Origin of the sequence: Flavobacterium subsaxonicum WB 4.1-42 = DSM 21790 (genome assembly GCF_000422725.1) — a bacterium.
GTDB lineage: Bacteria > Bacteroidota > Bacteroidia > Flavobacteriales > Flavobacteriaceae > Flavobacterium > Flavobacterium subsaxonicum.
In genome coordinates this window covers 462,271-480,397 of sequence record NZ_AUGP01000017.1, presented here as the reverse complement: position 1 = coordinate 480,397, position 18,127 = coordinate 462,271, and the positions used below count along the sequence as shown (strand labels likewise).

The following is an 18,127-nucleotide window of genomic DNA, read 5'->3' as shown; positions in this document are numbered from 1 at the left end:
ATGCATAAACATTTACAGTTGCTAATTATGCTGTTGGTGGGGTATATGGGTTTTTCGCAAGCCACTATCCCACCCATACCGGCTGTAAGTGTAAACGAACTTTTGGAGAACGTGCACCCGCAAGACAGTTCGGCGGCAGCGGCTTACCTATATTACACCGGCAAAACACATTACGAATTAAAAAACACCTACCTCTGGAGCCAGGTAACAGAGGTGTATGTTCGCGTTAAGATCTATAAAAAAGAAGGCCTTGAAAAGGCAAATGCTTCAATTGCATATTATTCGGGCAGCAATACGGGCAAAGGTGTATTTTTAGAGGCCAACACCTATAACCTTGTTAATGGCGTTATAGAAAAAACGGCCTTAAAAAGCGATGGCGAATTTATTGAGCATCTTCATAAAGATTTTACCCTAAAAAAAATTACGCTGCCCAATGTAAAGCAGGGCAGTATAATAGAATACAGGTACCAGATAACTACACCTGATTTTTTAAATCTCCAAAACTGGCATTTTCAGTACGACATTCCGGTAAAAAACATGCGTTATGATGTTTATGTGCCGCTTGCCTTTACTTACAATACGTATGTAACGGGCTATACAGATGTAGATATTGGCCCTCAAAAGCTTATTTTTAATAAGCAGAATGACATGGTAGATAAATACAATTGTTACACGGCCCAAAACGTAAAAGCTTTTAGAAATGAAGAGTATGTAAACAATATAGATAATTATATAAGTACCTTAAAACATGAGCTTACATCGTTACAGTTTTTAACCAATACGAAACAATTTTCTCTGGATTGGGAAACTGTGGTAAAAAAAATATTTGAGAACGACGATTTTGGTTGGGAGCTTAGGCGTACCTCCTATTTTAATAACGAAATTGCCCCTTTAATAAAACCTCTTACTACAGATAAAGAAAAAGCAAACGCCATATTTAGCTTTGTAAAGAACAGGATGGCCTGGAATGAGCAAGAAGGTTACTATTGTAACGATGGTGTTAAAAAAGCATATGACACAGGCGGCGGCAATGCTGCCGAAATTAACCTTATGCTGGTTGCAATGCTAAGGTATGCCAAGTTAGATGCCAACCCTGTGCTTGTAAGCACAAGAGATAATGGTATTGCTGTTTTTCCTACCTATAAGGCTTATAATTATGTAATAGCAGCGGCAGAAATAGAGGGTAAAACAGTTTTAATGGATGCTACAAGCAAATTTGCCGAGCCTGATATTTTACCGTTAAGAGATTTAAACTGGCAGGGCAGGCTTATTAAAAAAGATGGTACCGGCAAGGCAATAGACCTTATGCCTAAGGCAACTAATAAAGAACTGATAAGTGTGCTTGCAACCATTAGCCCTGACGGAACTGTGCAGGGCAAAACCAGGAGCCAGTATGTTAACCACGGTGCCTATGTTATGCGCGAGGTTTTTGCAAAGGCAGGGCAGGCTGATTATCTTGAAATGCTCGAAGGGCAGTTTAAAGGTATTGCTATAAACGACTATAAAATGAGCAATGCCCAAGATACAGAAAATCCTTTGGTAGAAGAGTATACATTTACCAACAGCCTAATTGCCGATGTAATGGGCGAAAAGATTTATTTTAACCCCATGCTTTACTTTTCTATAGCACAAACTTTTAAGCAGGAAACGCGGGAGTATCCGGTAGATTTTACTTTCCCCAGGCAAAATAAGTTTCTTATCACTATAACTATACCAAAGGGATATGTGATAGAGTCGTTGCCAAAAACTATGGATATTACTATGGAAAATAAAATAGGTGCGTTTAAGTATAACATTGTACTTAGCGGAAACAACATTCAGCTGGCAGCTACTTTAGAGATATTTAACCACACGGTAATGCCGGAACACTATCAGACTTTAAAAGAATTTTTTAAAATAATAATAGCAAAACAAAACGAAAAAATAGTGCTTAAAAAAGCATAATATTTTTCCTTAAATCACCGTATGACAACAAAATTATTTACAGCATTAAGTTTTGTTTTACTTATAAGCTATAGTGCAGTTGCACAGGAATTTAAATTAGGTAAAGTAACCAAAGAAGAACTTCTTGAAAAGCAGCACCCCACAGATACATCGGCGGTAGCTGCAATTTTACACAAAAGAGGTAAAACTTTTTTTGCAACCAACGATGGTTACTGGGAAATGGTAACCGAGGTTGAGGTAAGGGTTAAGATATACAAAAAAGAAGGCTACAAGTATGCATCAGATAAAATAACCTATTACTCGGGCGGCCGAACGCTTAAAGTATATTTTACAGATGCTTATACCTACAACCTTGTTGGGGGCAACATAGAAAAAACCAAGCTTAAAAGCGAAGGCGAGTTTGAAGAAAAACTAAACGCCGACTATACTGTAGAAAAAATAACAATGCCTAACGTTAAAGAGGGCAGTGTAATAGAATATAAGTATATTTTAAAAACGCCTTATTTTATGGCGTTTCGCGATTGGCATTTTCAATATCCCATACCCGTTAATAACATAACGTATGAGGTGGCCATACCGGGCTCTTTTGATTATAACCGCTATATGTCTGGCTTTGCAGATGTAAAAATATCCGAACCCAGAGTGCGCACCAACTTTGGCTATAACGAACTTGTTACTAACTACACGGCCAAAAATGTACCTGCGTTAAAAGACGAGTCGTATGTAAATAACGTAGAAAATTACCTGTCTATTTTAAAGCACGACCTATCGTCGTACACGCAGCAGGACGGCACCGTTAAAAAATATTCTTTAGACTGGGAGTCTGTAGCTAAAAAAGTATACGAGATGGATTCATTTGGCAACGAACTTAAGCTAAGCTCGTATTATGATGCCGATCTTAAGGCGCTGTTAACCCCGGGTATGTCTCAGGAGGCTAAAATGGCAGCTATATTTGGCCATGTGCAAAGCCGTATGGCCTGGAACGAGCATAACGAATATTTGTGCGACAAGGGCGTTAAAAAAGCCTATGCTGATAAAACCGGCAATACGGCCGAAATTAATCTTATGCTTGTGTCTATGCTTCGTAGCGCGGGCTTTACAGCAAACCCTGTGCTGGTTAGCACGCGTGCTAATGGCGTGGCTTTGTTTCCGTCGTTAACGGCCTATAACTATGTTATAGCGGCGGTGTTTTTAAATGATAATTTTATTTTGTTCGATGCTACCAGCAAATATACCACAGTAGGCCAGCTGCCTGTAAGGGCGCTTAACTGGCAGGGGCGTTTAATTAGAGAAAACGGCAATACGGCAGAGGTTAACTTAATGCCAAAAGGGGTGTCTAAAGAGGTTGTTTATGTGTCGTCTGAATTAAGTAAAGACGGTATCTTAACAGGTAAAGTGCGCGACCAGTATTTTGATATGTACGCGTATAATTTTAGAGATAAATACGTGGCCCTTTCTGCCGAAACCTGTATGGAAAAACTCGAAAAACTTCATCCGGGCATGGAGGTCTCTGATTATAAAACGGTTAACGATAAAGATCTCACTAAGCCGGTATCGGCAGAGTTTGCCTTTAAACATACGGGTGCTATAGATGTTATTGGCAATAAAGTATATATTAACCCAATGCTGTTTTTTGCCGAGCACGAAAACCCTTTTAAGCAGGAAAAAAGAGAGTATCCGGTAGATTTTGTATATCCGCATCAGGATAAATACATGATAAACATTAAACTGCCCGAAGGCTATGTGGTAGAATCTGTTCCGGCACCGGTTTCGTTGGTTATGGAAGAAAATATTGGTAGTTTTAAATACAATATTGTAGTGCAAAATAACCAAATGCAGCTTAGTGTTGTGTTTGATATTAACTATGCCAACGTGTCTCAGGATTACTATCCTACGCTAAAAGATTTCTACAGGAAGATGATAGAAAAGCAAAACGAAAAAATAGTGCTTAAAAAAGCATAACAAAAGCCACCTACAAATACCAATCTCCCAATTATGAAACTATTTAAAATACTACTGCTATTAGTGCTTACAGGCCTTAACGCCCAGGCACAAAATTACGACCTTGGCGAAGTTACCAAAGAAGAGCTGGAGGAGAAAAAGCATCCAAAAGACCCATCGGCACCGGCGGCTGTATTGTTTAGCAAAGGCCAGACGTACATGATGTATAACGAAACCAAAGGGTTTAGCCTTATTACAGAGGTACAGGTAAAAATTAAGATATATACTAAAGACGGCTACAGCTGGGCCAACAAAAACATACCGTTTTACAGTTATGAGTCTACCAAAGAAAGTGTAGATATTTCCAGGGCGGCAACGTACAACCTTGAGGCTGGCGTAATTAAAAAGACCAAACTAAAAAGCGAAGGCGAATTTAGTGAGCAGGTTAATAAATGGTGGAAGCAAAAAAAGATAATGATGCCCGATGTTAAAGAGGGCAGTATTGTAGAGTATAAGTATACAATAACATCGCCAATTATAAATGTGCTTAATGAATGGAAGTTTCAGGAAAGCATACCGGTAAACCACTCTGAATTTACAACCAAAATTCCGGAATATTACGTCTTTAATCCAAACTTTAGAGGATATTATACACCTAAGGTTACTAAAGAAAAGAACACGAGGGCTATTAACTATGTAGAAAAAGAGCGGGATGGACAGAGCCCTACCAGGATGACCAACAGTAAGATAGATTATATAGAAGAAGCTACTACGTATGTTCTTAACGACCTGCCGGGTATGAAAGAAGAAAAATATTCGGGCAACGTAGAAAATTATACGGCAAGCATAGAGCATGAGCTTTCTATGGTAAAATATCCGCACGAACCTACTAAAACTTACTCGTCTAACTGGGAAGATGTAGCTACCACCATTTATAAAAACGACGATTTTGGCCCGGAACTTAAAAGAACCGGTTATTTTGAAGAAGATGTAAAAGCATTATTAGCAGGGCTTAATTCGCCTACCGAGAAAACAGCGGCTATATTTTCTTACGTTAAAAACAGAATGAACTGGAACAGTTATGCAAGTATATTTTGCGATCAGGGCGTTAAAAAAGCCTATGCTGCTAAAGTAGGCAATGCTGCCGAAATTAATCTTATGCTTACCGGTATGCTTCGCTATGCAGGTGTTGATGCCAATCCGGTTTTAATAAGCACCCGCTCTAACAAAATAGCGCTGTTTCCTAACAGGTCGGCATTTAACTATGTAATCTGTGCGGTATCTATAGATGATAAGTTGTTTTTGCTGGATGCCACATCTAAATCGGCAGTGCCTAACATATTGCCCACAAGGGCACTAAACTGGTCGGGCAGGCTAATAAGAAACGATGGCACCAGCCTGGCAATAGACCTTACCCCGCAAATGATATCTAAAGAAGTGGTTAACATGACTGCAAAAATGGATGCTGAAGGAAAAATAACCGGTAAAATTCGCGACCAGCATTTTGATCATATTGCTTTTGGTTTCAGGGAGCAGTACCTGGGCATAAGCCAGGAAAGTTATTTAGAAAAACTGGAAGGCAATTTTAAAGGATTAGAGGTTAGCCAGTATAAAGTGCTTAACGATAAAGACCTTAGCAAGCCTGTTATAGAAGAATATGATTTTATACACAATGCATCGGCCGATGTTATAGCCGATAAAATGTACATAAATCCTATGTTGTTTTTAACCCAGGCAGAGAACCCTTTTAAGCAGGAAAAAAGAGAGTATCCGATAGACTTTGTATACCCGCACCAGGATAAGTACATGATTAATATTTCTATACCCGATGGGTATGTTGTAGAATCGCTACCAAATTCGATAGCCATATCTATGGAAGATAATATTGGTACCTTTAAATACAATATTGCCAATGGTGCTGCCAATCAAATACAAATTGCGGTAACTATGGATATTAATTTTGCCTCGGTTCCGCAGGATTATTACGCTACACTAAAAGACTTTTACCAAAAGGTTATAGAAAAGCAAAACGAAAAGATAGTACTTAAAAAACAATAATTTTTAATGCGCAGGTTTTTACTGTTTTTTGTTTTGTTAGCTTCCTGTGCTTTATATGCGCAGGATTTTGCGCTGGGCGGCGTTACTGTTAAAGAACTCCAGGAAAGCATCCATCCGGCAGATAGCAGTGCCCCGGCAGCTATTTTATATCGTAAAGGCAAAACCTACTTTGAGTTAAGAGGCCTAACCTGGACTTTGGTTACCGAGGTAGAGAGCCGTATTAAGATCTACAAAAAGTCAGGCTACGAATATGCTAACGAAGAAATTTATTATTACACAGGTAGCAACGTTAAAGATTGCGGTTTTTCGGAGGCATTTACTTATAACCTGGAAAACGGCAGTATAATAAAAACCGAACTTAATGCATCTGACCAGTATACCGATACTATAAATAAATATGTACTGGGCAAAAAAATTAAAATGCCCAATGTAAAAGAGGGTAGCGTTATAGAATATAAGTATAAGATAGCTATGCCTAATTTCTGGAACTTTAGCGATTGGTATTTTCAGGATAAGGTACCGGTTAACTATATGCAGTATGAAATTAGCATACCCACTTATTTTACCTTTAATAGTTATTTAAGCGGCGATGTTATTAAAAGCCTGCCAATGGTTGTAAAACGCAACTATTTTTCTGAGAACAGGATAGTATATACGGCAAAAAATATGCCTGCCCTTAAAGATGAGGCTTATGTAAATAATATCAGAAATTACATGGCATCGGTAAAGCATGAGCTCTCGGCGGTAGATTACCATGCCGGAGAAGAGGTGCAAAAACTCTCCACCACCTGGACCGCAGTTGCCAAGAGTATTTACGAAGACGAAGATTTTGGCAAGCAGCTTACTCAAACCTCGTATTTTAGAAAAGATGTTGATGCCCTTTTACTGCCGGGCATGACCTTTAGGCAAAAAGCAGATGCTATTTTTAAGCATGTGCAACAGCGTATGAACTGGAATGAATATGTGGGTTATTACAGCCGGCAGGGAGTAAAAGAGGCTTATAAAAAAAAGGTGGGCAATGTGGCCGAAATTAACCTTATGCTTACCGCTATGTTGCAGTATGCGGGTTTAAAAGCCAATCCGGTTTTGGTAAGCACCCGCTCTCATGGGGTGTCGCTGTATCCAAGCCATAGTGCTTTTAATTATGTTATTGCCAGTGTAAAAACAGAACAAGGCCTGCTGTTGTTAGACGCTACCAGTAAAAACACTATGGCGGGCATATTGCCTGTAAGGGCTTTAAACTGGGATGGCCGAATGATTATGGATTATGGGCAGGCTATAGAGGTAGACTTAATGCCTAAAGTGTCATCTCAAAAAAATACAAACGTATCGGCGCAGTTAGATGGCGGCGGAAAAATTACGGGTAAAGTCAGGCGCCAGTTTTTTGATTATTATGCCTATACTTTTAGAGATGATATAACGGGGCTGGATAACGAAGCCACTATTCAGAAATTAGAAAAAGAATACTATGGCCTTGAGGTTACAGAGCATGCTATTGTTAATAAAGAAGTTGCAGAAAAACCGGTTGTGCAGGAGTTTACTTTTACAAACAGTGCTGTTTGCGATGAAATAAAAGATAAATTGTATTTTAGCCCCATGTTGTTTTTTGCTGTAGCCGAAAATCCTTTTAAACAGGACCAAAGGCTGTATCCTATAGATTTTAAATATCCGTTTAAAAATAAATACATGGTTACCGTTGGGCTTCCTGACGGGTATGTGGTAGAATCGGTACCAACTTCGGGTAGTTTTGTGTTGCCCGATGGTTTGGGTAGTTTTAAATACACTATTGGTGTACAGGATAAACAATTGCAGCTTACGGCTATATACGAAATTACAGAGGCAATAATAAGCGAGGAGTATTACACCGCGCTTAAAAGTTTTTTTACCCAGATGATAGAAAAGCAAAACGAAAAGATAGTACTTAAAAAACAATAGCATGAACATACAAAACGCACAGTTAGATGTAGATAACTGGATAAAAGAGCATGGTGTACGCTACTTTAACGAGCTTACCAATATGGCCCAGCTTACCGAAGAGGTAGGCGAGGTTGCCCGCATTATTGCCCGCCGCTATGGCGAGCAAAGCGAAAAAGAAAGCGATAAGAACAAAGACCTGGGCGAAGAGCTTGCCGATGTGGTTTTTGTGGTGCTTTGCCTGGCCAACCAAACGGGGGTAAACCTGCAGGAGGCTTTTGATAAAAAAATGGGCCTAAAATCTAAGCGCGACCACGACCGCCACCATAACAACCAAAAGCTAAAGTAATTTTAGTATTTTTGTTGTAATACGTCACTTATGCCTTGTCCGTTAAACAGACAAGGCATACTTTTATCAGGCAACAGCCAAATATTATGGATATTAAATTAAACTTGAATACATCGGTACACTCTACCGCTATAAAAATTACAGGAAGTAAATCTGAAACTAACAGGCTGTTACTGTTGCAGGCACTATATCCCGGCATTACTATAAACAACATTTCAGAATCTGACGATAGCACCGTTATGCAGCAGGCATTAGCGGGTAGCGAGGCTATTGTCGATATTCATCATGCGGGCACGGCTATGCGCTTCTTAACGGCCTATTTTGCCCTTCAGGAAGGTAAGGAGGTGGTGCTTACAGGCTCGCAACGCATGAAAGAGCGCCCCATTGCCGTTTTGGTAGATGCCCTGCGCAGCCTTGGCGCACAAATAGAATACACAGAAAATGAGGGCTATCCTCCCATAAAAATAACAGGTAAAAAGCTAACCCAGAGTAAAGTGGCAATGAAAGCCAATGTAAGCAGCCAATATATAACAGCGTTATTACTTGTAGCCGGCCGTTTAGAAAACGGACTCGAACTTACCCTGGAGGGCGAACTAACCTCAATACCTTACATAAACATGACCCTTAGCCTTTTGAAAGAAGTAGGCATAGCAACCACTTTTAAGGGGAATGTTATTACCGTGAAACCAGCAACCAACAACCAACAACCGGCAACTATCACTGTTGAGAGCGATTGGAGCAGTGCCTCTTACTTTTATTCGATAGTAGCTTTGGCAGATGTTGGTACAGCAATAGTGTTATCATCGTACAAGCAAAACAGCCTTCAGGGCGATAGTGCTTTATCCGAAATTTATGCCGAAATGGGTGTAGAGACTACTTTTAAAAATAATAGTATTGTTTTAAAGAAGCTAAACCATCAGCTGTCAGCCCTTAGCTTCGAGCTAAACAATACGCCCGATATTGCCCAAACTATTGCCGTAACCTGCTTTGGCTTAGGTATTGGCTGCTATTTAACGGGGCTTCATACCCTTAAAATTAAAGAAACTGATCGCCTTGAGGCTTTAAAAACCGAATTAAGTAAGTTTGGGGCTAAAATATCGGTCACAGATGATAGTTTAGCACTTGAGGCTGGGTTTAATCCTCCCGCAAGTCCCGTAGCTGTAGCAACTTATAACGACCATCGTATGGCAATGGCCTTTGCGCCGCTGGCCATTAAAACCCCAGTTATTATTAACGATGCGGGTGTGGTATCTAAATCGTACCCTACATTCTGGCACGATATGCAGGCGCTTGGCTTTGTTGTAAACGAGCTGTAAATGCCTGTATTTCAAAAGATATTATAAATATATTACAAAACACTTGACAACGCCTGTTATACAATAGTATATTTGCACTCAATTAAAGATATATAATGAAATTATCAAACTTCAATTTCAATTTACCAAAAGAGCTTCTTGCTGAGCACCCAACTGAAAACAGGGACGAGTCTAAACTAATGGTTATTAACCGTAAAACCAAGACAATAGAGCACAGGCTATTTAAAGATGTTATAGAATATTTTGAAGAAGGCGATGTAATGGTGCTTAACAACACTAAGGTGTTTCCTGCCCGCCTTTATGGCAATAAAGAAAAAACAGGTGCGCGTATAGAGGTGTTCCTTTTAAGGGAGCTTAACTCTGAGCAGCGCCTTTGGGACGTGTTGGTAGACCCGGCACGTAAAATACGTATTGGTAACAAACTGTACTTTGGCGACGACGACAGCCTTGTGGCTGAGGTTATTGACAATACCACGTCTCGTGGGCGTACGCTTCGTTTTCTTTACGATGGATCTTACGAAGAGTTTAGAAACAAGCTTACAGAACTTGGCGAAACCCCTATACCTAAGTACATTAACCGTGAGGTAGAGCCGGAAGATGCCGAGCGTTACCAAACCATATATGCTAAAGAAGAAGGTGCTGTTGCAGCACCAACTGCCGGTCTTCACTTTTCTAAGCACCTTTTAAAAAGGCTGGAAATTAAAGGTATAGACTTTGCAGAAATTACCCTGCACGTTGGCCTTGGTACTTTTAACCCGGTTGAGGTAGAAGACCTTTCTAAACATAAAATGGACTCTGAAGAGTTGATAATCAGTCAGGAAGCTTGCGATATCGTGAATAAGGCTAAGGTTAACAAGCATAAAATATGCGCTGTTGGTACTACCAGTATGAGGGCTATGGAAAGTTCTGTGTCAAGTGCCAGAACGCTAAACCCTTACGTAGGCTGGACTAACAAGTTTATCTTCCCTCCGTACGATTTTAGCGTGGCAGATTGTATGATAACTAACTTTCATACACCAAAATCTACGCTGCTAATGATGATCTCTGCCTTTATGGGCCACGATTTGATGCGTAAAGCGTATGACGAAGCTATTAAAGAAGGCTACCGTTTTTACACTTACGGAGATGCCATGCTGATTTTATAATCGGTAAAAAATATATAAATCAAAGCGGTCTTAGGGCCGCTTTTTTTGTGCAAAAAACGCTTGATTTTTCACAATCGGATTCTGAGATTCAGAAATCTCAAATTAAAATCCTTATTTTTACCGCTCGACAAACTAACTATAATGGAATTTTTAAATACGCGCGAATTCGCACAGCAGCTTGATGCCAAAGACAAGCTGGCAAAATACAGAGATGAATTTTTGTTTCCGCATGTAAACGGCAAACAGGTAATCTATTTTACAGGCAACTCGCTTGGGTTGCAGCCCAAACGCACCAAGGCCTATGTAGATGAGGTTATGGACGACTGGGCCAAACTGGCGGTAGAAGGCCACTTTTATGCCGATAAGCCGTGGTGGGACTACCAGGAGCGCTTTGCAGCACCGCTTAGTAAAATAGTGGGTGCTTTGCCATCTGAAGTTACGGTTATGAATACCCTTACCGTTAACCTGCACCTAATGATGGTTAGCTTTTACCAGCCAACTGCCAAGAGGTTTAAGATTATTTGCGAAGAGAAGGCTTTCCCCAGCGACCAGTACATGATTAAGAGCCAGGTGCGCTTTCATGGGCTGGAGCCCGAAGATGCCATTGTAGAGATTAAACGCAGGCCGGGAGAGCACAATATTAGATTAGAAGATATTTTAGATACCATTAAGCAGGTAGGCGAGGAGCTTGCCCTTGTGCTAATTGGCGGTGTAAACTACTATACAGGTCAGGTTTTTGATATGAAAACCATTACCAAGGCAGGCCAGGATGCCGGTGCTTACGTTGGGTGGGACCTTGCCCACGGCGCAGGCAACATTCATTTAGAGTTGCACGAGTGGAATGTAGACTTTGCCGCATGGTGCAGCTACAAGTACATGAACTCGGGCCCGGGTAACGCATCGGGGCTTTTTGTACACGAAATGCACCATAACGATCTCGACCTGCCTCGTTTCTCCGGTTGGTGGGGCCATAATAAAGAGCGCCGCTTTTTAATGGAGCCTAACTTCGACCCGGTTCGTGGGGCAGAGGGCTGGCAGATAAGCAACCTGCCAATACTATCTTTGGCGCCGTACCTGGCATCGGTAGAAATGTTTGACGAGATTGGTATGCCGGCACTTATCCAGAAAAGGGATAACATAACAGCCTACCTTGAATTTATATTGCACGAAATTGACCGCGAGGTTAACGGCCATTTTGAGATAATAACCCCCTCTGAACCCAAAGAAAGGGCATGCCAGCTATCGGTATTCCTGCATGGCGAAGGCAGGCAGTTGTTTGACTACCTTATGAAAAACGGCGTAATAACCGACTGGCGCGAACCTAACGTTATTCGCCTTGCACCGGTGCCGCTATACTGCTCTTATGAGGATATGTACCAGTTTGGCCAGGTTTTAAAAGCCGGTATTTTATCGCATAAAAAATAATAGTACTATATAAAGCAAAACAGGCTGCCCAATAAAGGTAGCCTGTTTGTTTTTGTATTATAAGGTATAGTTGCCTTATTGCAGGATAATTTTTGCAGTTTCGGTTTTGTTGCCGGCAGTAACTTTTGCAAGATAAACGCCTTTACTTAGCCCTGAAAGGTTAATTTGGACGTTACTATCATGGGCGATTTTTTCTACAACTTTCTGACCGGTAATGGTATACACAGCTACATTATTAATAGGTGTTGCAGCATGCAGGTTTAGCACATCGTTTACCGGGTTAGGATAGTAGGTAAACAAAGAATTTTTAGACATTTCTTTTACAGCAAGTTCCTCATCTACACCAATTTTAAAATTCTTTATCCTTAATCCGTTAGCATGCTCATCACTATTTTGAGCTTTGCTGCAATATTTATACCTAAATACAACATCTGGCTGCCCTGCTAAAAATGCAAGGCTACAAGATGCCTGTACATATACCGGTTGCGAATGGTGCCACCCATTGGTGTCTAAATTATCAATTATAAAATCGTCGAAAAAATGCCAATAAAAAGTATGGGCAGGATCTTCTAAAACATTCCAGGTAGTACCTCCATCAATAGAATATTGCATAGTACCTCCATCGCTATTAGTGCCAATTTCGTCTGAGCCACCACGCCCCATACAGTAAAATTCAAAAGATACGAATAATGGATTGCTGGTATTGGCTGTAGTAAAGTTAAAGCTTGGGCTTTCCAGATAAAATGCCTGCGCATCGTTAGAAAAGTACGGAGGGTTTATTCTTTCGGTAGCAAAAATTCCGTTTTCAGGATAATAGTTATCATATACAGACGAAAGGTATTCATTTGGAGCCCTCGTATTACGCATACGATAATTGTTGTTAAGCGTAGTACTGTTTACGGTAGCGGTGCAATACTGGTGCCATCCGTTTACCACAATATCATCAAATTCATTAGTGTACGGATAGGTCTCCTGGCTGTTTAATGCCAGGGGCCATGCACCAATATTGTTGGTTTTGTTGGTTTCTATGTTAGCATTGTTGGCATCAAGCTCGTAAATAAGATATTGGTAGTCGTCCAGGTTATCAGGAGCACTAAATGCCGTATTTATATACGCACTGTTATCTGGCCTGACGGGGTTTAACAGGGTTTCTCCTAAATAGTAATCGCTGGCATCAAGAGTTGTATCTGTAGAAACATAAAACTTTGCATTAGTAAGGTTAGTAGCACTGTTGCCCTGGTTGCTAACATGCATAAAGAATTTTATTTTTTGCGAAAGCGCACTTATCTGCAATTCTTTGCTATACTTTACCGTAAGGTCTTTAGTAGATTCTGCAATCGAGAAGTTATCTACAAGTACTGTACATTCGGTATTGCCTGTAAGGTCGGGCTCGGTAGTATTATTTTTTAAACCTATATTAAATCTAAACCTTACATTATCATATTGCTTAAAATCAGACAGATTGGCTACATAATGCGTTGTACGGTCGCAGTCGCGGCCATTGTAGGCATTGCTTGGCTTTAATTGCAGGTTAGAGTTGTAGTGCAGGGTGCTGTTTTCATAACGTTGGTGTTCATCAAGGCCGTTTTCTCTGTTGTAATTTGTATATCTAAGCCACATGTTAGATGTAGCGAGTTCGTTATAAATGTCAAACCAGCTTTGTCCGCCATCTGTAGAGCAGCTTACACTTACACCACCATCTTCTTCAAGAAGCGAACTGCCCGAAATATTCATAATGTAATGCATATCAAATTCCATAACAGGGTTATCTGTAGCGGTGAGGTCAAAAATAGGTGAGTAATAATGCATGCGGCTCATGGGTGTAATCCTGCCATTGCTGTTTGCAGCTATTAATGCTTTGCTGCCGCTAAATGCCGTTGAGTTTACTGTAGCGCCACTTGCAGTGCCCCAATGCCAGTCGTCGGCAGTTAAGGTACTGCTATGTTCCCAATTGTTTGCCTCGGTTTCAAAATCATTAAAGTATGGAAAAGAAGCTAGTTGCTGCTGGTTTACTTTAAAGCGAACAACGTTATTATCTTCCTGTCGCTCATCATGTTCGTTATTAGCATCCATTTTGCAAAACAGGTAATAGGTTCCTGGTGCAGTAGTGGGTTTTGTAAACGTATAGGTAGTTAAAAATTCAAGTGTCTGGTTAGGGTCAGCCTCCTGCTTTGTGCCTAGTAAAGGGTCGTTAGTATCTAAAACATCATCTGCAGACCAGTAAAATTTGGTATGGCTTGTAAACTCATCATAATAATTATTAGTTGAATTTAACAGGCTATAACTAAACGACATTTCAGGATCTGATGATAGTGTAAAACGGTCGTTATTTATGCCCGATATAACCACATCGGGCTTATCCGGGCCAATGTAAACATCATCAAAAGCTACGCCTTCTGGCAGGGTGTATACCATTTGGTACTGAATCCTGAAACGCACACTTGGCAGGGTTGCAATGGCGTCGGGCAGATTAATAACTATAGGATACCATTCATGAGCGCCACCGCCCGTTGTTGCAAGGTCTGTCCATGTAGAAGAGCAGTCTGTATTGTACTGAATTGTAAAAGTATGGTCTCCGCTTGCCCAAAGGCTTATTATTTGCGGGCCTGTACTTTGGCTAAGGTCTAAAAATGGCGACTCTACCCATTGTGGTTGTATAAAACTTGTATCGTAATAAAAAGTATTGCTGGTATGCCAGGCATGTGTGCCGCTGTGTGCCCCGGTATAATGATGCCGCCATGCTTGGCCAAGATCCCACAATAAATCGTCGTTAGCGTATTGAGATATGTAAGCATCCCAGGAGTTGGGGCCCGGAGTTTCAAAATTTTCAAAATAAGGCGTGCTTAATACAGGTTTAACGGTAAGCTGCGCCATGCCTGTATTATCCTCCTCATTAGATTCGGCTACGGCATTATCATTGTCATGTTTATATAATATATAGTAATTGCCGGGTTGCGTGCTTGCAGGCAGGCTAAGCTCTTTATCCCATTGTTGCGCACCTCCGCCTGTCATCCCTGTTTTGGTTCCTAATTCCAGATCTAAAGGATCTAATGTAGTATTTGCAGAGAGAAAGTATTTTGTGGTAAGTGATGCTGCTTGGTTAAAAGTATTAGTAAAAATTACATTTGCAGATACTGTAAATGTAGCACATGTAACTGCTGTAGTAATATTTAAGGCGGGTTGTGCTGTAAAATTAATTATTTTAGGGCCAAGGTAAATATCGTTAAGTACCCAGCCAAAACCAGTACTAAAGTTTGTTAAGCACCTGAAACGAAATTTAACCGACGCCGGATTGTTTAAAAAAGTAAGGCTTATTGATGATTTTGTTGCAGCAGTGTAGCCTGTAAAAAAACCGCTTGCACCCTGCCAGTTTAATTTGGTAGCAGCAGTATTATCCAAAATAAGCCATGTGGTGCCATTATCTATAGAATACTCCAGCTTAAAATAATCGCCGTTTGATGCACTCGTTCTATGATTAAAAGTAAATACAGGGTCTATGACACCAGTAAGGTTAAAAGCTGGGGTTTCTAATACCCTTTCGCCTGGCTGCTGCACATCAGAATAGCCGGTTTTCCACGCTTCGGTATAGCTGCCATAAGCTTGGGTAAAGGTCCAGTCGTCGTTACCACTTATAGCATAGTGTGTCCAGTCGGCACCATCAAGCGGATTATCAAATGTGTTATAGTACGGTACTGTGGTTTGGGCTTTTGTAATTACGCCGGTAATAAAAAAAAACGCAGCCAAAACAAATTTAAAGTAGTGTTTATACATATACTTGGTTTTGAAAGGCAATATTACTACTATTTTGTTAAACAAAAAGCTTTACCTTTTTTATAACTGGTGAATTTGCTGAGTTTTAAGTAAAAAGTTGTATTGAGATAGAGGTGTTTTTTATCTGTTTGAAAATGTTACGATTAAAAATCGCAAAATCGTTATAAAAATGTTAATTCGGTTTTTGAGGATAAAAATTTTGTAGATATTTGGGCATCAACCTTACATGCTATGAAACGAACAATTACCTACATAACCCTGTTGTTATTTGCTGTTTTGCCCGCCACAGTATCCTGCAGCCACGGCGACGAAAGCGAAGACGATGATAATGTTTTTATACAATACCGTATTAATGTTGCCGAGCCTGTTATAGCAGGCGTAATTTATCGGGATGCCACCGGTAACCTGATTACCGAAGAAGGTACGTCGGTTGCTGCTCTGGAAGAATGGTACGAGTTTGAGCACGTGGAGCCACCTTTTAATGCCCACAAGCAGGTGCGTTTTGTAAACAATGGCGCACAGCCGGTGCCTTATACACTAAGTATTTTTGTGGAAGGCGAGCTTATAAAAACAGAAGAAGGCCACGTTGCACCCCAGGCTGAAGAAGTGGCTCTGATTGAGTACAATGTATCGCAATAGTTACTGCACTATTTCTTTTATCTTATTTATCTGATGGTTGTGCCGCATGGTGTGGTAGGTTATAAAATGCACTACCTCCAGCTTGGTGCTGCCTTGTAATGGGTTGCCGTCTTCTAACGGGGCAATATCCGTAAGGTCGGTTCCGGATACGGCTTTCAGCATCTTATCGTTAGCTTCAGCTAATGATGTAATCAACCGTGCCTTATCAAACTCCATATCTTCGGGAATAATAAAGTCGGGTGATTTCATTTTGGTGCTATAGTCCAGAAGGATTTGCTTTAAACCCTCGGCCCTTTCATCAGGCTGCCTGCCTGCGGGTTGGGCAGGGGCGTAGAATAACTGGTCTATATCGGCCTCTGATTTATACAGGTGCCTGCCTACCTGCGCGGCTGTCCAGCTACCCTCAAACGGAATTTTATTTATCTGCTCCTCATTAAACGAAGACAAAAGTGCAACGGTTTCGCCCAGAGCGCTTTCTAACTGATTGATGATTTGTATCGACATACTTAAGATTTTAGATTTTAGAATTGAGATTTTAGATTTTAGAATTGAGAATTGAGAATTGAGAATTGAGAATGCGATTATAATCTGCGTGCACGAACTGCAAACTGCGACTGCGACTGCAAACTATCTGAATACTGAATACTGAACACTGCCTATCGGTTACTCTTCCTGCAATACCGATAGTATATTGCCCGCCGGATCTTTAAACCAGGCAATTAGCGGGCCACCGCCGCGAAATATATTATCATCATCAGTCTTAAAGTTAGGCAGGTTATAGCTTTCAAAACTAACGCCACGGCCTTTTAAATCGGCTACAGCCTTTTCTACATCCGGCACGGGGAAGTTAAGCACGGTAAATGTGGCGGGTTCGTGGTTGTCTTTCGGGTAGATAATAACCGGGGTGCTGCCGGCAATGTACAGTTCTAAAATTCCTTCTATACCGTCTTTAACTTCAAGTCCTAAAACATCGGTATAAAACTTTTTAACCGCCGGCGTATTGTTGGCCGAATATCCGCTGAATGCTTTTACATCTTTAAACATAGCTGTTGTATTTATAGGTTTAGATTGTATAATGGGTAGCAGGAACATAGGCTTTTATTGATAGTTTTTATCGAAGCTAACCATCCAGTCAATACCAAATTTATCGGTTGCCATACCAAAGTAAGCACCCCAAAACATATCGCCCATAGGCATCATGATCTTGCCACCTTCAGACAGGCCTGCAAAAACACGGTCGGCATCCTCGCGGCTTTCGGCACTAAAAGATATCGATACACTGTTGCCAAAATTAACCTTCCCCATAGCCGATGGTACATCGCAGCCCATTAGGGCACTATCACCAATCATTAGCGAAATGTGCATAATGTAGTTTTCTTCCTCTTTCGGAATTTCCTGGTCCTGCATATCAACACAGCCATCCATTACTTCGCCCTTAGGGATATCCTTATAGCGCATAACCATTTGGAATTCGCCACCAAAAACACTTTTATAATGGTTAAAAGCCTCTTCGGTAGTACCATTAAAATTTAAATACGGGTTTAATGCTCTCATAATTATATAGTTTAAATTAAGTGTAAAGTCGTAAAGTCATCAGGTCGAAAGTCATAAAGTCGAAAGTTGGA

General features: G+C 40.6%; 13 protein-coding genes. 9 read left to right on the top strand and 4 right to left on the bottom strand.

All coding sequences use genetic code 11. The annotated features are described in order from the left end of the window. From G509_RS0105020 to kynU, 8 genes are all read left to right on the top strand, one after another. A complete protein-coding gene (locus G509_RS0105020; RefSeq protein ID WP_051199948.1) occupies positions 1-1,944 on the top strand; it encodes a DUF3857 domain-containing protein in 1,944 nt (647 codons plus the stop codon). Positions 1,945-1,965: 21 nt separating this feature from the next. Further along, on the top strand, positions 1,966-3,906 hold the full coding sequence (locus G509_RS0105015; protein WP_026990523.1) for a DUF3857 domain-containing protein: 1,941 nt from the start codon (positions 1,966-1,968) through the stop codon (positions 3,904-3,906). Positions 3,907-3,939: 33 nt separating this feature from the next. Further along, positions 3,940-5,943 (top strand): transglutaminase family protein, encoded by a 2,004-nt coding sequence (locus G509_RS0105010; protein WP_026990522.1) that lies wholly within the window; start codon positions 3,940-3,942, stop codon positions 5,941-5,943. A 6-nt stretch (positions 5,944-5,949) separates the two neighbouring features. After that, positions 5,950-7,878, top strand: a complete 1,929-nt coding sequence (locus tag G509_RS0105005; protein ID WP_026990521.1) for a DUF3857 domain-containing protein — start codon at positions 5,950-5,952, stop codon at positions 7,876-7,878. A 1-nt stretch (position 7,879) separates the two neighbouring features. Next, complete coding sequence (locus tag G509_RS0105000; protein ID WP_026990520.1) at positions 7,880-8,206, top strand: nucleotide pyrophosphohydrolase; 327 nt, start codon at positions 7,880-7,882, stop codon at positions 8,204-8,206. 86 nt (positions 8,207-8,292) lie between these two features. Next, positions 8,293-9,522, top strand: coding sequence for a 3-phosphoshikimate 1-carboxyvinyltransferase (locus G509_RS0104995; protein ID WP_026990519.1), 1,230 nt, complete (start codon positions 8,293-8,295; stop codon positions 9,520-9,522). A 95-nt stretch (positions 9,523-9,617) separates the two neighbouring features. Next, positions 9,618-10,667 (top strand): tRNA preQ1(34) S-adenosylmethionine ribosyltransferase-isomerase QueA, encoded by a 1,050-nt coding sequence (queA, locus tag G509_RS0104990; protein WP_026990518.1) that lies wholly within the window; start codon positions 9,618-9,620, stop codon positions 10,665-10,667. 141 nt (positions 10,668-10,808) lie between these two features. Next, positions 10,809-12,092 carry a kynureninase gene (kynU, locus tag G509_RS0104985; protein WP_026990517.1) on the top strand — a complete coding sequence of 428 codons (1,284 nt, stop codon included), beginning with the start codon at positions 10,809-10,811 and terminating at the stop codon, positions 12,090-12,092. A 75-nt stretch (positions 12,093-12,167) separates the two neighbouring features. Here the strand turns inward: kynU and G509_RS0104980 are convergent, their stop codons facing one another. Next, positions 12,168-15,863, bottom strand: coding sequence for a T9SS type A sorting domain-containing protein (locus G509_RS0104980; protein WP_026990516.1), 3,696 nt, complete (start codon positions 15,861-15,863; stop codon positions 12,168-12,170). A 231-nt stretch (positions 15,864-16,094) separates the two neighbouring features. Between G509_RS0104980 and G509_RS0104975 the strand changes: the two genes are divergently transcribed. Then, entirely contained in the window at positions 16,095-16,502 is a 408-nt protein-coding gene (locus G509_RS0104975) for a hypothetical protein (protein ID WP_026990515.1), read from the top strand. On the opposite strand, the gene G509_RS0104970 is transcribed toward G509_RS0104975, so the two are convergent. The 3 genes from G509_RS0104970 to G509_RS0104960 form a co-directional block, all read right to left on the bottom strand. Next, the gene (locus G509_RS0104970; RefSeq protein WP_026990514.1) at positions 16,503-17,006 is read right to left on the bottom strand and encodes a DinB family protein; all 504 of its coding nucleotides are present in this window, start codon (positions 17,004-17,006) and stop codon (positions 16,503-16,505) included. A gap of 159 nt (positions 17,007-17,165) precedes the next feature. After that, on the bottom strand, positions 17,166-17,546 hold the full coding sequence (locus tag G509_RS0104965; protein WP_026990513.1) for a VOC family protein: 381 nt from the start codon (positions 17,544-17,546) through the stop codon (positions 17,166-17,168). A 54-nt stretch (positions 17,547-17,600) separates the two neighbouring features. After that, positions 17,601-18,056, bottom strand: a complete 456-nt coding sequence (locus G509_RS0104960) for a VOC family protein (protein ID WP_026990512.1) — start codon at positions 18,054-18,056, stop codon at positions 17,601-17,603. Positions 18,057-18,127 lie beyond the last annotated feature (71 nt).

Bases quoted from the DNA above. Each gene is read 5' to 3' on its own strand.
- G509_RS0105020 (WP_051199948.1), top strand. From the start codon at position 1: ATGCATAAACATTTACAGTTGCTAATTATGCTGTTGGTGGGGTATATG.
- G509_RS0105015 (WP_026990523.1), top strand. From the start codon at position 1,966: ATGACAACAAAATTATTTACAGCATTAAGTTTTGTTTTACTTATAAGC.
- G509_RS0105010 (WP_026990522.1), top strand. From the start codon at position 3,940: ATGAAACTATTTAAAATACTACTGCTATTAGTGCTTACAGGCCTTAAC.
- G509_RS0105005 (WP_026990521.1), top strand. From the start codon at position 5,950: ATGCGCAGGTTTTTACTGTTTTTTGTTTTGTTAGCTTCCTGTGCTTTA.
- G509_RS0105000 (WP_026990520.1), top strand. From the start codon at position 7,880: ATGAACATACAAAACGCACAGTTAGATGTAGATAACTGGATAAAAGAG.
- G509_RS0104995 (WP_026990519.1), top strand. From the start codon at position 8,293: ATGGATATTAAATTAAACTTGAATACATCGGTACACTCTACCGCTATA.
- queA (WP_026990518.1), top strand. From the start codon at position 9,618: ATGAAATTATCAAACTTCAATTTCAATTTACCAAAAGAGCTTCTTGCT.
- kynU (WP_026990517.1), top strand. From the start codon at position 10,809: ATGGAATTTTTAAATACGCGCGAATTCGCACAGCAGCTTGATGCCAAA.
- G509_RS0104980 (WP_026990516.1), bottom strand. From the start codon at position 15,863: ATGTATAAACACTACTTTAAATTTGTTTTGGCTGCGTTTTTTTTTATT.
- G509_RS0104975 (WP_026990515.1), top strand. From the start codon at position 16,095: ATGAAACGAACAATTACCTACATAACCCTGTTGTTATTTGCTGTTTTG.
- G509_RS0104970 (WP_026990514.1), bottom strand. From the start codon at position 17,006: ATGTCGATACAAATCATCAATCAGTTAGAAAGCGCTCTGGGCGAAACC.
- G509_RS0104965 (WP_026990513.1), bottom strand. From the start codon at position 17,546: ATGTTTAAAGATGTAAAAGCATTCAGCGGATATTCGGCCAACAATACG.
- G509_RS0104960 (WP_026990512.1), bottom strand. From the start codon at position 18,056: ATGAGAGCATTAAACCCGTATTTAAATTTTAATGGTACTACCGAAGAG.